The sequence below is a fragment of the Dokdonella sp. genome, from assembly GCF_041395345.1.
Taxonomy (GTDB): Bacteria; Pseudomonadota; Gammaproteobacteria; order Xanthomonadales; family Rhodanobacteraceae; genus Dokdonella.
This window is the reverse complement of record NZ_JAWLAR010000017.1, coordinates 36837-52780: the sequence shown is the minus strand read 5'-3', so window position 1 is coordinate 52780 and position 15944 is coordinate 36837. Positions and strand designations below refer to the sequence as shown.

14 protein-coding genes are annotated in these 15944 nt (G+C 56.6%); 10 read left to right on the top strand and 4 right to left on the bottom strand.

What is annotated here, in order from left to right; translation table 11 throughout:
* Positions 1-619: 619 nt before the first annotated feature.
* On the bottom strand, positions 620-844 hold the full coding sequence (locus R3F00_RS14775) for a GDCCVxC domain-containing (seleno)protein (protein WP_371282569.1): 225 nt from the start codon (positions 842-844) through the stop codon (positions 620-622).
* Between the two features lie 181 nt (positions 845-1025).
* Here R3F00_RS14775 and R3F00_RS14770 point away from each other — a divergent pair, with 181 nt between their 5' ends.
* The 10 genes from R3F00_RS14770 (at position 1026) to R3F00_RS14725 (ending at position 11384) form a co-directional block, all read left to right on the top strand.
* The gene (locus R3F00_RS14770; RefSeq protein WP_371282606.1) at positions 1026-1448 is read left to right on the top strand and encodes a CopL family metal-binding regulatory protein; all 423 of its coding nucleotides are present in this window, start codon (positions 1026-1028) and stop codon (positions 1446-1448) included.
* Positions 1449-1571: 123 nt separating this feature from the next.
* Complete coding sequence (locus R3F00_RS14765) at positions 1572-3332, top strand: copper resistance system multicopper oxidase (RefSeq protein ID WP_371282568.1); 1761 nt, start codon at positions 1572-1574, stop codon at positions 3330-3332.
* Positions 3329-4684: a copper resistance protein B gene (locus R3F00_RS14760; RefSeq protein WP_371282567.1), complete on the top strand. Its 1356-nt coding sequence runs from the start codon at positions 3329-3331 to the stop codon at positions 4682-4684. The genes R3F00_RS14765 and R3F00_RS14760 overlap by 4 nt, the downstream gene beginning before the upstream one ends.
* A 16-nt stretch (positions 4685-4700) precedes the next feature.
* Positions 4701-5546, top strand: coding sequence for a cytochrome c (locus tag R3F00_RS14755; protein WP_371282566.1), 846 nt, complete (start codon positions 4701-4703; stop codon positions 5544-5546).
* Positions 5547-5557: 11 nt separating this feature from the next.
* Positions 5558-6055, top strand: coding sequence for a nuclear transport factor 2 family protein (locus R3F00_RS14750; protein WP_371282565.1), 498 nt, complete (start codon positions 5558-5560; stop codon positions 6053-6055).
* Between the two features lie 9 nt (positions 6056-6064).
* The gene (locus tag R3F00_RS14745) at positions 6065-6655 is read left to right on the top strand and encodes a DUF411 domain-containing protein (protein ID WP_371282564.1); all 591 of its coding nucleotides are present in this window, start codon (positions 6065-6067) and stop codon (positions 6653-6655) included.
* A 15-nt stretch (positions 6656-6670) separates the two neighbouring features.
* Positions 6671-7102, top strand: a complete 432-nt coding sequence (locus tag R3F00_RS14740) for a nuclear transport factor 2 family protein (RefSeq protein ID WP_371282563.1) — start codon at positions 6671-6673, stop codon at positions 7100-7102.
* A gap of 115 nt (positions 7103-7217) precedes the next feature.
* A complete protein-coding gene (locus tag R3F00_RS14735) occupies positions 7218-9605 on the top strand; it encodes a heavy metal translocating P-type ATPase (protein WP_371282562.1) in 2388 nt (795 codons plus the stop codon).
* A gap of 160 nt (positions 9606-9765) precedes the next feature.
* Positions 9766-10218, top strand: a complete 453-nt coding sequence (locus tag R3F00_RS14730; protein WP_371282561.1) for a DUF305 domain-containing protein — start codon at positions 9766-9768, stop codon at positions 10216-10218.
* A 59-nt stretch (positions 10219-10277) separates the two neighbouring features.
* A complete protein-coding gene (locus R3F00_RS14725; protein ID WP_371282560.1) occupies positions 10278-11384 on the top strand; it encodes a phosphatidylserine/phosphatidylglycerophosphate/cardiolipin synthase family protein in 1107 nt (368 codons plus the stop codon).
* A gap of 33 nt (positions 11385-11417) precedes the next feature.
* On the opposite strand, the gene R3F00_RS14720 is transcribed toward R3F00_RS14725, so the two are convergent.
* The 3 genes from R3F00_RS14720 to R3F00_RS14710 form a co-directional block, all read right to left on the bottom strand.
* On the bottom strand, positions 11418-12584 hold the full coding sequence (locus R3F00_RS14720) for an acetate/propionate family kinase (RefSeq protein WP_371282559.1): 1167 nt from the start codon (positions 12582-12584) through the stop codon (positions 11418-11420).
* 91 nt (positions 12585-12675) lie between these two features.
* Positions 12676-15075: a phosphoketolase gene (locus R3F00_RS14715; protein WP_371282558.1), complete on the bottom strand. Its 2400-nt coding sequence runs from the start codon at positions 15073-15075 to the stop codon at positions 12676-12678.
* A gap of 226 nt (positions 15076-15301) precedes the next feature.
* On the bottom strand, positions 15302-15931 hold the full coding sequence (locus tag R3F00_RS14710; protein ID WP_371282557.1) for a hypothetical protein: 630 nt from the start codon (positions 15929-15931) through the stop codon (positions 15302-15304).
* Positions 15932-15944: the final 13 nt, after the last annotated feature.

Genomic DNA, 15944 nt, shown 5'->3' with positions numbered 1-15944 from the left:
TCCAGGCACGCGCCGGCTGATGGAAGCTGGCAGCCCTCGATGTAGGCTCACCGCAGCATCAGGCAATCGATCGCATCAATCCGGATATGGATCAGCAGTCCCAGTCCCAACGGGCGGGTACGTCGCGGCACGACATGAGTTGCACGACAAGGAACTATCGCCGCGAATTGCGACCGGTCGAACTGGGCGAGCGTGATGCCACCCATGTGGAAACGCAAGCAGGCGCAGCACGAAGACGCGCAGTGCAAACGGGAGGCGGTGGCGCGAACGCAATGGCGATGGCTTGCTCGAAATGGATGACACTGGGACGGAATAGTCGTTCGATGGATTGGAAGGCCATCAGGCCCGCGACGCCGAGCAACAGCATCGCGCTCGTGTATCCACTCACTATTTCGATCATCAAGGTGCCGATGGAGCAACTGCAGTTGTTGCGATAAGGCCGGCCACCGTCAGGTGGCCAAAACCAGAGGGGCCGCGAAAGCGACCCCGAACAAGCCGCATTGAGCGGCTCACACAACTAGAGCCCCCGGCTTTGCCGGGCGATACTTACTCCGCCGAGCAAGGCGGAAGCGCCCACTACATTTCTTGGTAGCAACTAGCGGGCTGGCGTGTGCCCAATTCATGCACAACACGAACTGTTTGCCTGGGCCGGCGGGCATTTCACATCGACGAACGAACAATAGACGCAGCAGGCGCCAGTGTTCGGCTTGAGAAGGGTACTGCAGTTCTGGCAGTCATAGAAGAACTGGCAGGCATCACTCGGCATGAGGTCTGTTGACTGGTGCCCGAATTCGGGACAGGTCAGTGTTGAATCAGGTTCTTGAACCGCAATCTGCACGGACATAGTTTCTGAACAGAGAGGTCTTGCACCTGATGCCCTCGCAAGGCGCGAATGCGGCTGAGATGAACCTATTTGGCAAAATCGGGTCTATTAAGGACAATCAAGGACAATTCCCGGGATCGCTGCTCGTCAACCAGCTTCGGGTTGAGTTTCAAGCGTGAAAAATCAGGTGTATCCTGTATTGATGTCTATCAGATCCACATGGCTGCGGTCGCTGTTGAGCTTGGGATTGATCCTCAACGGGTCATCTTATTCAATGGCCTCTGCCCATGCTGGAATGGAGATGGAGGGTGCCGCCCAGTCTTCGTCTGGCGCCAGTAATGATTTGACTGCCATGCCGCCGTGCCATGAATCGGTGGCCAACTCAGAGTCGATCGAAAAAGACATTTCCTCAACGGCGGCCGAGTCAGACACGCCTTCGAAGCTAGCGCTCTCGGGTTGCTGCAAGTCAGGAAAGTGCAATTGCGCTTGCGTGCATGCAGTGTTCGCCTTGCCAACCATCGCGCGGATTGATGTAGTCAGTCTTCGCGGGCCCATCTTGCGCCCCATCGTGATTCGCCACGCAACACCTGTTCTCTCCCGGCTGAGCCGACCTCCCATCGTCTGAACGTCATTGGTGCCTTTAGGGCACCTGTGGTCGCATGCTGCCTGTCCTTTCGGAAATGGCGGGCAATCGGCCTGTCCTGCGCTGTTTTTGCAGCCGACTTTCTGACGTCCTGCGGAGTGATCCATGGCTTCCCGTTTTCATTTTTCGAATTCTGATTTCCCGATAGCGGCGTCCCGACGCCGCTTCCTGCAAGCTGCGCTGGCCGGTGGTGTCGTGGCCGGGCTTGGTCTTGCACCGCGCTTTGCATGGTCATCGACATCCCCTGGCAAGCAACAAACTCTCAGCGGCACCCAATTCGACCTGGACATCGGCGAGACGCCGGTGAACTTCAGCGGTGCCGGTCGAATGGCTACGACGGTCAATGGAACCGTGCCCGCGCCGATCTTGCACTGGCGGGAAGGGGACACCGTCACCCTGCGCGTAAAAAATCATCTCAGCGTGCCGACTTCCATTCATTGGCACGGCATCCTGCTGCCAACCGGGATGGATGGCGTGCCGGGTTTCAGTTTCGACGGTATCGCCCCCGGGGAAACGTTCGAGTATCAGTTTGAGCTCAAGCAGTCCGGCACCTACTGGTACCACAGCCATTCCCGATTCCAGGAGCAAAACCGCCTCTACGGCGCGATCGTGGTTTCCCCGCGTGGGGGAGAGCGATTTCCGACCCAGCGCGACTACGTCGTGCTGCTCTCGGACTGGACCGATGAAGATCCGGAAGTCCTGTTCGCCAATCTCAAGAAGATGGGCGACTACTACAACTTCAATGAGCCAACGGCCGTCGATTTTTCCAACGACGCGCTGAAGATGGGATTCAAGCAGGCCCTGGCCAAGCGAAAGATGTGGAACAAGATGCGCATGAGCCCGGCCGATCTGGCCGATGTCACTGCGCATACCTATACCTATCTGATCAACGGTGCGACCGCGGGCGACAACTGGACGGGTCTGTTCGAGCGTGGTGAGAAGGTTCGATTGCGCTTCATCAATGGGTCGGCGATGAGCATCTTCGATGTGCGCATCCCTGGTTTGAAGATGACCGTGGTCGCCGCTGACGGCCAGGATGTCGAGCCGATCAGTGTCGACGAATTTCGAATCGCAGTTGCAGAAACGTATGACGTGATTGTCGAGCCATCCGATGAAGTCGCCTACACGGTATTTGCGCAGACCATCGATCGCACCGGCTATGTGCGCGGCACCCTGGCGCCGAGTGCAGGGATGTCAGCCGAGGTGCCTGCCGTCGATCCGCCGCAGTGGCTGACCATGAAGGACATGATGGGTGCAATGGCAATGGGCGCCGGCATGGAACACGGCCCTGGCGACATGAAGGGAATGCAGCATGGAGCGGCTACGGACTCAATGGCTCCAATGGTCATCGCCAATCACGCGCGAACCGAATATGGACCGGGAATCGACATGCGCGTCGACATGCCGCGTACCAATATTGATGATCCCGGAATTGGCCTTCGAAACAATGGTCGCAAGGTGTTGACCTATGCGGATCTACACACGATTGGCGGACCCATCGATCCTCGGGGACCCGGTCGCGAGATCGAGCTGCACCTGACCGGCAACATGGAACGCTACATGTGGTCGTTTGATGGCGAGAAATTCAATAACGCCAAGCCGGTGCACTTTCGGTACGGAGAGCGTCTGCGCGTGATTCTCGTCAACGACACGATGATGCCGCATCCAGTCCACCTGCATGGCCTGTGGAGCGAACTCGAGAATCCGAATGGCGAGTTCCAGGTTCGCAAGCACACCATCATGGTGCAGCCGGCTCAACGTATTACCTATCTGGTCAGCGCCGACGCACTCGGAAGGTGGGCTTACCACTGCCATCTGCTCTACCACATGGAAGCGGGCATGTTCCGCGAAGTGGTGGTGTCATGAGGACGATGAAAATCGACAACGGAAAAATACCTGGCTACCCGCTGGTCAATGGCGCGTGCTCCGTAGCGCTTCTTGCCTTGCTGATTGCGCCAGGCGTCGGATTGGCACAAACGGATACGGGCACGACTGGCGATCCGCACGCGCAGCATGCGGAACACCAAGTGAATAGCGCAGGCGTAGCGGAGGAGGGCGACGAAAAGACTGCGGAGCAAAAGAATGCCACTCCGAAAGCGGCTGGCGCGAAACACGACATGGATCACAGCAAGATGGAAGGCACGGACCACAGCCAGATGGAAGGTATGGATCACAGCCAGATGGAAGGTATGGATCACAGCAAGATGGAAGGTATGGATCACAGCAAGATGGAAGGTATGGATCACAGCAAGATGGAAGGTATGGACCACAGCCAGATGGAGGGTATGGATCACAGCCAGATGGAGGGCATGGACCACAGCCAGATGGAGGGTATGGATCACAGCCAGATGGAGGGTATGGATCACAGCCAGATGGAAGGCATGGACCACAGCCAGATGGTAGGTATGGATCACAGCAAGATGGAGGGTATGGATCACAGCCAAATGGAAGGTATGGATCACAGCCAGATGGAAGGTATGGACCACGGTCGAATGCAGGGTGGATCGCCACCGCCCGATGCGCGTGACCCGGACTATTCGGATGGCGTAAGTGCGGGTCCGATGCATGGCATGCATCACATGCACGGCGATTCCAGGATAGGCAGTGTCCTGTTTGATCAGCTCGAGCAATTTAATGGCGACAACGAAAACGGGCAGGCTATTAATATGCAGGCCTGGTACGGATCGGATTTAAACAAGATCTGGTTCAAGCTTGAAGGCGAACGCAGCGACGGACGCATGGAATCGACTCGTAGCGAACTGTTGTGGAGCAAGGCCGTATCGGCCTACTGGAACTTCCAGACCGGAATTCGCCACGATTTCGAGGACGGACCGGATCTGAACTGGGCTGCATTTGGATTCCAGGGTTTGGCGCCGTACTGGTTCGAAGTTGATGCGACCGTCTACGTTGGCGAGTCCGGTCGTACGGCGTTTCGGCTGGAAGCCGAGTACGAAATCTTGCTGACACAGCGGCTGATCCTGCAGCCGGACCTGGAAGCCAACTTCTATGGAAAGAACGATCCCGCTCGTGATATCGGCAGCGGACTCTCCGACGTCGAATTCGGATTGCGCCTGCGCTATGAAATCACTCGCAAATTCGCACCGTACGTCGGTGTCGTGTGGTCAAAGAAATACGGACAGACGGCCGATTACGCACAAGCCGCGGACGAAAATGTTGAAGACACCCAGCTCGTAGCTGGCCTGCGACTATGGTTCTGAAAAACAGGAGCACCCCATGAAATCCACTTCAGGAATACTCAAATCAGCCTTGACGCTGCTGATCCTGGTTGCACTCGGTGCTGGCATTTTCATCTGGTCCGGGGTCTATAACATCGGGGCAGACGATCCGCACATGCGAGCCACTCACATGCTTCTTGAAACGTTGCGGGAGCGTTCCATCGAGAGTCGCGCGTCGAAATTGACCGTACCTGACCTCTCCGATCCGGCAAAGGCTTTGCAAGGCGCTGGCAACTACAACGCGATGTGCGTCGGCTGCCATCTCGCGCCGGGCATGGTTGAGTCAGAACTGAGCAAGGGCCTCTATCCGGCGCCTCCCAATCTCTCGAAATATCCTGTTGAACTGGCCCAAGCGTTCTGGGTGATCAAGCATGGAATCAAGGCCTCGGGAATGCCGGCCTGGGGCAAGAGCATGGAAGATGCCTATATCTGGAACATGGCGGCATTCCTGCAAAAGCTACCAACGCTCGACGCAAACCAGTATCAGGCGATGGTTGCGAGCAGCGGTGGCCATTCACACGGTGGGGGTGAAAGTGGGCGCGACCTTGAGCATGAAGTCGCGACCAACTCGGAAGCCGCTCATGATGATTACGAGGGTGTTCATTCGCATGAATCAGGCGAAGGCGACGAACACAACGACAGTGACTCCGGCCATCACCATGACAACGCGGCGATGCAGGCCGAAGATTCCGTTGCAAATGCAAAAAACGCAGAGGCCCACGGACATGACGATAGCTCCAAAGATCAGGCAATGACGACGCATACGCATGCCGATGGCACAGTGGAGAGTCATCCAGTAAAACCCGAAGTCGAAACTGACGACGGCCACGACCACAAACATTGAGGACAGAGATCATGACAATGAAGAAACCAGTAGCAGTTGTATTGGCCGTGCTCGTACTTGCCCTTTCGGCCTCATCCAATGCCCACGAAGAAGCAACCAAGGATCCGACATCGTCGATGGATGTTCCGGTCGCCGCGCAAGGCGCCACTGCAGTTGTCGATCGTTTCGGGGCCGCACTCCAGAAGGCTGATTTGGCAACAGTCGAAGCCATACTTGATCCCGACGTCCTCATCCTCGAGAGCGGCGGGGCGGAACGAAACCGGAAGGAATACCTCGGCCATCACGCACCCGCAGATGCAAAATTTCTCAAGGGCGCGCACATCCAGAAGACGCACCGGACCGCCCGACGCGACGGCGACCTGGTCTGGGTCGGAACCGAAAGTGAAGTTCATACCCAGAAGGATGGCAAGCCCCTGACACTACTGAGCAGTGAAACCATGGTTCTGAAACTGGAGGGTGATGACTGGCGCATCGTCCACATCCACTGGTCGTCGCGACCGAAGAAGTAGGAGATCGAGATGAACACACCCCTCCTTGTGTCAACTGCGGGCGCAATAGTCCTCGCGCTTGCGATTACGGCCTGTGCACCGTCCTCGAAATCGTCCACGGAGGCAGGATCCACTGCTTCGGATTCCGCCGTGGCCCCTCGCATTGATGCGCGCGAAACCGCCTTGCGGTCGCCGCCGGGCGTGCTGATCCCGGCATCGCTCGATGCCGCGCTACCCAACGTCGTGGTGTACAAGAGCCCGAGCTGCGGCTGTTGCGGCGCCTGGGTGGAGCACATGCGAACGGCAGGCTTCCCGGTCGAGGTGCGCGACTCGGACAATCTCGAACCGGTCAAGTCCCGGCTCGGCGTGCCCTACGGCAAGGGATCCTGCCACACCGCCGAGGTCGACGGCTACTTCGTCGAAGGGCACGTCCCGGCCGGTGACATCAAACGCCTGCTGGCCGAACGCCCGGATGCCCGCGGACTGACCTTGCCAGGGATGCCGCTCGGCTCGCCGGGCATGGAGGTGCCGGATGGGACCGTGCAGCCGTATACCGTCGAGTTGGTGACCCGGGATGGCGGCACCCGTTCTTTCGCCCGCCACCCGGGATCAGGAGAGTAGCGGCATGGGACGCGCATGCCGCAGGAGAGCACGCTTCCGGGCCCGGACGGCCTCATTCTGGAGAGCGGCGGAGCTGAGAGAAATCGCGAGGAGTATCTTGGCCATCATTCCGTCAGTGATGCGGCGTTCCTGGGTACTGCCCACGTACAACTTCTGCTCAGGGCCGCGCAACGCAGCGGCGATCTTGTCTGGATCGGTGGTGAGAGTGAGATTCACACACGCAAGGATGACAAGCCGCTGACTCTACTCAGTACGGAGACCATGGTTCTAAAGAAGGTCGACGATAGCTGGCGCATTGTCCATATTTATTGCTCCTCCAGGCCAAAGCGCTGGCCTCGTGCAAAGTCCTACATGGCAGTGCTCGATGTTGGAGCTTTCGGGCATTGCCATTTCATTGCAGAAACAGATCGTTCTGGATGGGTCAGCTTTGGGAGGGGACGACATTGATTGGGGGCGCCCTTATGGGCGGCCCCCTGGCTCTTGACTCTGGACCCGGGTCCAGGCCTCAGAATTCGAGGTACATGCTCATAGGCGCAACCTAAGCTGAAACGGAGAGCAAGAAATGAACATCAAACAGCACGCGGATCACAATCATTCATCAGGTGAGACCGATACGTCGAGAAAGACTTCCAGCAGCAGTTCTGCGGATAGCTCGACCAGCCAAGCTGTCGACCCGGTATGCGGCATGACAGTGGACCCGTCGAAGACGACTCATCATGGAGAGCATGCCGGCAAAGACTATTTCTTTTGCTCGGCACGCTGCCTTGAAAAGTTCAACGTCAATCCGGAGTCATATCTTGACTCCAAGCACTCACGCAATGCTCCAACGCCCGTGGAAGGCGCCATCTACACCTGTCCGATGCATCCGGAGATCCGGCAGCCAGGCCCTGGCACTTGTCCCATCTGCGGGATGGCGCTGGAACCCGAAATGCCAAGTTTGGAGGAAGACGACAATCCCGAGTTGCGCGATTTCTCAATAAGGTTCTGGTGGACGCTTCCGCTAAGTCTGGTCGTGCTGACGCTTGCGATGGTTGGTCATCGCTTGCCCTGGCTCAGCGTTGACGCGAGGACGTGGATCGAATTCGGGCTCAGTACGCCCGTGGTGCTATGGGCGGGTTGGCCTTTCTTCGTTCGCTGTATCCAATCGATCCGCAATCGCAGTCCGAACATGTGGACCCTGATAGGAATTGGTGTGGCAGCGGCGTTTGGCTACAGCGTCGTAGCCACACTTGCGCCGGGACTATTTCCGTCCTCCTTTGCGGAGCATGGGCGAATTGGCGTCTACTTCGAAGCGGCGGCGGTCATCGTCTCGCTAACGCTATTGGGTCAGATGCTCGAGCTCAAGGCACGTAGCAAGACCTCGGCCGCGATCAAGGCCTTGCTTGGGCTGGCGCCAAAAACCGCGCGACGCATTGATGAAGAGGGCAGCGAAGAAGACATCGCACTGGATCAGGTCCAGTCAGGGGATCGTTTGCGCGTACGCCCAGGTGAAAAGGTGCCCGTGGATGGTGTCGTTCTTGAGGGCCATACGAGTATTGACGAGTCCATGCTGACTGGCGAGCCGATACCGGTCGAGAAGAATGCCGGGGACAAAGTCATCGGTGCGACCATGAATGGAAGTGGAAGCCTTGTCATTCGCGCCGAGAAAGTTGGATCTGACTCCGTGCTGGCGCAAATTGTTCAGTTGGTCGCCCAGGCCCAGCGATCACGAGCACCTATGCAAAAGATGGCAGACAAGGTCGCATTCTGGTTTGTTCTGGCCGTGATCGGCACCGCTATCGCGACGTTCCTGATTTGGGGAGTGTTCGGACCAGAGCCTTCCTGGACATTCGCCGTTCTCAACGCAGTTTCGGTCCTCATTATTGCCTGTCCTTGCGCATTGGGTTTGGCGACACCGATGTCGATCATGGTCGCGACCGGTCGTTCGGCGCAGGCAGGCGTACTGTTCCGCGATGCTGAAGCCATAGAGCATTTGCGCCTGATCGATACCTTGATCGTCGACAAGACTGGCACCTTGACCGAGGGGCGGCCGACATTTCGCGATGTTCTGGTCGCTGACGGGTTTGTCGCCGATGACATTCTTGGGCTCGCTGCCAGTTTGGAACGTGGTAGTGAGCATCCCTTGGCCGCTGCAATTGTCGCAGAGGCGATGGAACGCGGACTGGAATTCGACGATGCCAAGGAGTTCGAGTCGCATACGGGTACGGGCGTAACAGGGCAAGTAGGCGAGCGACGTCTCGCCTTGGGCAATCAGGCGTTGATGTCCACGTCCGGCGCGAGCATTTCAGAGCTGGAGTCAGCTGCCGAAGAATTGCGAAATGAAGGGGGCAGTGTCATGTACTTGGCAATCGACGGGAAACTTGCCGGGGCAATCGCCGTTGCGGATGCGATCAAGCCGACTACTCGGCCTGCGCTGGAAGCGTTGCGAAAGGCAGGTATTCATGTGGTCATGGCATCGGGAGACGCGCAGCACACCGCAGAAGCTGTTGGACGCGAACTAGGGATCGACGACGTCCGTGGCGAAGTGCGCCCGAAAGACAAGGCCGAACTCGTCAAATCGTTCCAGGACAAGGGGCATCGCGTCGCAATGGCCGGCGACGGGATCAACGACGCCCCGGCGCTGGCAGCAGCGGATATTGGCATCGCCATGGGTACGGGTACAGATGTCGCGATGTCGAGTGCGCAGATCACGCTTGTAAAGGGCGATCTCGGCGCCATTCTGCGTGCCAGGGCGATTTCCACTATCACAGTGCGAAACATGAAACAGAATCTCACCTTTGCCTTCGCCTACAACGCGCTGGGAGTGCCTATCGCGGCAGGCGTCCTGTACCCCATTTTCGGATTGTTGCTGAGTCCAATGATCGCCGCGCTGGCCATGAGTTTGAGCTCAGTTTCTGTTGTGGCGAATGCATTGCGTCTCGCCAAGACACGACTCGACGCAGTACCATGAAATTCATGCCATCAAACGCATGCTGAACTGGAGTCGCAACAGCAACCGTAGCTCAGGGGTCATACAGTTTCCCCCATTAGAATTGGCGCGAGTTATCTCATTTCCAACCGCTGCCTTTGTGCAGCACTCGTTTCGTTGGTGAAGTAGAGGGAGGTTTGTCATGAAAAAATACACGCGTTTTGCCGCAATGATCGCCACGTCGACCGTAGTGATGTTCGGTCTGATGTACCTCAACACCTACGCGGTTGATCACATATTTTTCAGCGAGACGCGTGCCTACATGGCCCTGATCATGGGGTCGACCATGGCCATCGTCATGCTGCTCTTCATGCTCAAGATGTATGAGAACACGAAGATAAATCTGAGCGTTCTGTTGGGGAGCGTCGTCGTATTCGCGGTTTCTCTTTGGCTGGTTCGCAGTCAGGAGACTGTCGACGATGTCTCCTATATGAAAGCGATGATTCCTCACCATTCAATCGCTATTTTGACCAGCAAGCGCGCCCACATTTCAGATCCGCGTGTCCGAAAGCTGGCGGATGACATCATCGAAGCCCAGGTAAGGGAAATTGAAGAGATGAAGAACCTGATCGAAGATATCGAGAGCAAGCGATAGTGTCAGGTCAGTCGCGCAGATTCCTATCGCGACTCACTTTGGATTGAGTGCCCCGAAGCGTGTACAGCACAAGCGACACGGCGTTGGACACACGCGAGAAGAACTCTGATCGCTGGGTCAGCGTGTTTACCGAAGGCGATGAACTGTACGATGCGATGCTCGACGACATTCGCTCTGCTCAGGAACGCATCCGCCTCGAGAGCTACATTCTGTCTGACGATGTAGTTGGAGGGCAGTTCTTTTCCGAGCTTGAGAAAAGTAGCGTGTTGGGTTGCGTAGTTGGAGTTAGGGCGGACTACGTGGGATCGTGGGGCGCCGTACCACAAACGCGACAGCGCTCACTGCTGACGGCAGGAGTGCAGTGGAGCTGGAGTCGCCCTTGGTCTTGGCGGATGCCCTGGATTCTGAACAGAAGAAACCATCGAAAGCTTCTGATCATTGATGGCCGCGTCGCCTACGTAGGTGGATTCAACATTCATCGCGAGAGTTCACGGCGCGCCTTTGGCCCATCGCGTTGGCGAGACACGCACGCCCGATTCACCGGCCCGCTGGTAAAAGATGCTATTCAGCTTTTCGACCGTTTTCCTCGTCGCCCACGCGTGGCCTGGCCTAACTTTCCAGGCGGAATCGGCTTGCTTCCCAACAATAGCCATCGTTGTAGACACCTCCTGCGTTGCGCATTCAACGCACACTTCCGATCAGCACAAGAGAGGATATGGCTCACGACGCCCTATTTCGTTCCTGATAGCCGGAGTCAGAAAGCCCTCCGCGAGGCTGCAAGGCGCGGGGTGGACGTGCGCGTTCTTGTCCCGGCCAAGAGCGATGTCACGCTGACGACATGGGCAGCGCGCGCTTCCTACTCACGCATGCTCGCTTCAGGGATCAGAATCTGGGAGTACGGGGGACGGGTGCTGCACGCAAAGACTGTGCTGGTTGACAGGAGCTGGGGGACGATTGGAACAGCGAACTTCGACTATCGCAGCTTCTTCCTCAATGACGACCTGAACCTCATGGTTGAAGAACGAGCGTTCAATGCCCGACTTGCGCAGCAATTCGAGGAAGACTTGACGGAATCAGCCGAGGTAACGGAATCGGGCTGGAAGCGTCGGGCTTGGTACGCCGTCGTAGTGGAAACCATAGGCTGGTGGGCACGGCGATGGCTTTGATTCTTGAGTAAACAGCCCGATATGCGTTCCAGATCACGGGGCAGGGGATAAGGCATTGGCGAGCTCACGGTCTTCGTAGACCTCAAAAACAAGAATGCTGGCCGCACTCGAACTGGCATTGATTCGTTGTTCCTGCGCCGCATTGGCCTGTGGGTCAATCTTCAAGCCGATCCAATCCAATTGCTCGACTATGGCTGCGCGAATGATTGACGAGTGCATCCCGATCCCTCCAGAGAACACGAGGTCATCAATGCCCCCAAGCGTGGTCGCCATCGAAGCGATTCCCTGAGCCGTTCTATGAACGAATATGTTTATCGCCAGCTTGGCTTCGACCGTTTCGGCCAGGAGGAGGCGCTCCATGTCGCCTGTCGTTCCTGAGATTCCCAATAGTCCACTGTTTCGATTCAGTTCGGCTTCCAAGTCAGAAACAGAGAGTCTTCCAGACCTGAGCAAATGGAGAATGACTCCTGGATCGATGCTGCCACAACGTGTCGCCATCGGTAGCCCGTCCAACGGTGTGAGTCCCATCGTTGTGTCGACACTCCTGCCGCCTCGAACCGCACACAAACTCGAGCCACCCCCGAGGTGGGCGAGAACAACACGGCGGTCGATTGCATCCGGATGGACTTTGCAGAGTTGCCTCCATGCTGATTGAAACGCAAGTCCATGGAATCCAAACTTGTGCAGGCCCTCTGAGCGCAGTGCTTGCGAAATGGCGAACGTCCGAGTGAGACTTGGCAGAGTGCGATGCCAATCTGTATCAAACATTGCGAGCTGAGTGGCCACGGGCCACATTGAGGTTGTGACATCGACAATGGCTAGCGCTGGAGTTTGATGATTCGGCGCCCATGCCGAGATCCGTGAAAGCAATGCGATATTCTCAGGGCTCAAGAAGCATGGCCCTTGAAGGGTGCCCCCGTGGACGATGCGGTGAACGACAGTGTTTGGAGTTGATCCGATAGTGGAAAGCCAGCTCTTCAGTTGCCTTGCCAATAGATCGACTATGGTGCTGCTCGCATTGAGATCCCCATTCTCTTGAGCCGACATCTCACTGCTGTCTCGATCAGGTGAGTCTTCAATAGGCCAGGAAATTGAATGCGAGGGACCGCTCCAGTCGGGTTGCGTTCCTCGATGGAACAAGCTGCCCTTGAGCGACGTGGAACCGAGGTTCAAGGTGAGGACAAGCTTCGTCTTTTCCACGGTGACAAATGCCTTCTGTGCAGTAGCGCTAGGCGCAATTGGGAATTCTTGTCAGGAGCGATGTCGGCCCTTCGTGCAGGCCCCCATGATGTCAGTAGGGCCATGTCCATTCTCGGATCTCGGGGGCATCCTCACCATGCTCCCTTATGTAGTGATTGTGTGCATACAGTAGCTCAAGCAATTCTTGTGTCAGTGCCGCGGCACAGTTGCCCAGGGCAGGAACGCGCCGAACGGCGTTGATGGCCAGATGAAAACGGTCAAGCTCGTTTCGGACGACCATGTCAAACGGCGTCGTCGTTGACCCTTCTTCCTTGAAACCGTGCACATGGAAGTTGTGGTGGTTGGTTCGATTGTAGGTAAGTCGATGGATCAACGACGGGTAGCCGTGATAGGCGAAAATGACAGGTCTGTCAGCGGTGAACAGAATGTCGAACTCGCGATCATTCAGGCCGTGCGGATGGTCGCGGTCTGATTGTAGACGCATCAGATCAACGACGTTGACGACGCGGACTCTTACTTCGGGCGCGTGCTTTCTAAGAATGTCCACAGCTGCCAGTGTCTCGAGTGTCGGTACATCTCCAGCGCAGGCCATCACTACATCGGGAATTTCATCTCCAGCATTCCCGGCCCAATCCCATGTTCCTACTCCGACCGAGGTATGCCGAATTGCGGCCTCCATTTCCAGATACTGGAGTTCCGGTTGTTTGCCAGCAATGATGACGTTGACCTGACCACGACTGCGCAGGCAATGATCTGTAACCGAGAGAAGCGTGTTGGCATCGGGCGGCAGAAAAACGCGGACGATCTCGGGCTTCTTGTTTGCAACCAGATCGATAAATCCTGGATCCTGATGACTGAACCCGTTGTGGTCCTGTCGCCATACGTGCGAAGTTAGAAGATAGTTGAGCGAGGCGATAGGACGGCGCCACGCCACTTCCCTGGAAACATCGAGCCACTTTGCGTGCTGGTTGAACATCGAATCAACGATGTGAATGAACGCCTCGTAACATGAGAACAGTCCGTGACGTCCTGTCAGAAGATACCCCTCGAGCCAGCCCTGACAAAGCTGCTCACTGAGCACTTCCATCACGCGTCCATCGGGTGCAAGGTGATCGTCAGTCGACAGAACAGAATCCATCCACGTTCGGTCGGTTACTTCAAAGAGGGCAGTAAGTCGATTGGAAGCCGTTTCGTCAGGACCCATGACGCGAAAGATTTCGGGGTTTCGAGCCATGACATCGCGCAGAAGCGCACCCATGATTCGTGTTGCCTCCACCGTGACTGTTGCGGGAGAGCGTACTTCGACGGCGTAGTCGCGAAAATCGGGGATATTCAGGTCCCGAAGAAGCAAGCCGCCGTTCGCGTGCGGGTTTGATCCCATGCGGAGATTGCCTGCTGGTGCCAGCTCGGCAAGTTCCGGCAACAGTCGTCCATTCGCATCGAACAACTCCTCTGGCCGATAGCTGCGCATCCAGGACTCCAACTGTGCGAGATGCTGAGGGTTTTCGGCCAGTCCGGAGAGTGGAACCTGGTGGGAGCGGAAAGTGCCCTCGACAGGGACACCATCTACTTGTTTGGGTCCGGTCCATCCCTTGGGTGAGCGCAATATGATCATTGGCCAGCGCGGGCGAACCATCTGGTGATCGTTGCGTGCGAGGTTTTGCGCGGCTCGAATTTGTTCGAGTGCCAAGTCGAGCGTCGACGCCATCCGGCGATGCATGGCATGTGGCTCATCGCCCTCGACAAAGCGCACTGTGTAGCCATAGCCCTCAAACAAGCTTTCCAACTCCGAGTCGGACATTCGCCCAAGAATCGTGGGACCTGCGATCTTGTAGCCATTCAGATGAAGCACCGGAAGGACGGCGCCGTCCCGTGCGGGGTTTAGAAACTTGTTCGAGTGCCAACTGGTAGCTAGCGTCCCGGTCTCTGCTTCGCCGTCACCGACGACGCAACAGGCTATGACATCCGGGTTGTCGAACACGGCGCCATAGGCATGTGCCAGTGAGTAGCCCAGCTCGCCACCCTCGTTTATCGAACCCGGTGTCTCGGGAGAGGCATGACTTGGAATGCCACCGGGGAAGGAGAATTGCCGGAACAATTTGCGCAGACCCTCGCTATCCTGCGTGATGTCTGGGAAGTGCTCGGTGTAGCTGCCTTCAAGATAGGTGTTGGCGACGATGCCAGGACCGCCATGTCCCGGACCAGTGATGTAGAGCATGTTGAGGTCATGTGCGCGGATCAGACGATTGAGATGCGCATAGATGAAATTGAGGCCCGGCGTTGTACCCCAGTGACCGAGCAAGCGCGGCTTGATGTGTTTCAGCGTCAGCGGCTCCCGCAACAGTGGATTGTTTAGTAAATAGATCTGTCCGACCGACAGGTAATTGGCTGCGCGCCAATAGGCGTCGATTCGCGCGAGCTCATCCGAATCAATCGCAGATTGGCTGGAGGTGGACTGATCCTTTTCCAGAGCTTTGTTGGGAGATTGCATGGCTGATCCTTATCGACTGCGCCAAAGCACGATTGGCGAGTACTTGAATGGTCCACCCCACTATTGGGTCGGCTCTATGCGCACACCGATGGAGTTGATCACGGAAACCAACGAATCATGATCACCGGACCGACGTTGATCAAGCTCAAAGGTGTCCTAGGCGATATGCCGTCACCAGATACATCCAATCTCCAATAGGCCCTTGTTCTCCATGCACTTCAGTTACTTACTCGCTCAATTCGGGCTGTGACAAGTAGACATAGGCAAGATCTCGTGTGGCTATCGGATCGCCGCTTTTCAAGGTCAGCCCGCGCAACAAAGCTATCTTGAGACAAGCATTAACATCTTCAATTCCATTGGAATTGCACTCGCGGAGTACCCCGCTCTCTCCGTTGAGGGCTCTCATTTGCCAAGCCATTGCGAATCTATTCAAGAGCGATTCGTAGAAGCCTGAGAAAATGATTCTCGTGTCGGATAGCGAAGCGCCAGCTGGCAACTCCTTTCGGAGTTTTCCCTGATTGGCCTCCTGCCAAAAGAAGTCGGCGAATGCGATAGCTTGAGCTCTGGGCGGCAACTGGCACCTACATCCATTGATGTCTTTCAATGCTCGAGTCGACGCAGACAGCAAGTCATCCGATACAGGCCTTGGTATGGTTTCCAAGATCTTCCTACCCGCATCGTCAATTGATGCCGGGATTGGGTCAGTGTTCGTCAAATCTATGTCGACCTGATTCTCGTAGCGACTTAGAGGCGTATCCCGAAAGCTTTGCTCAATTCGGCTTCTCTCAGCCGCCTGGACAAATGCGGCATCGAAAAATCCAATCAAGGCTATCAGGACAATCTTGGCGATTTTCATGTGTCTCTCCCGA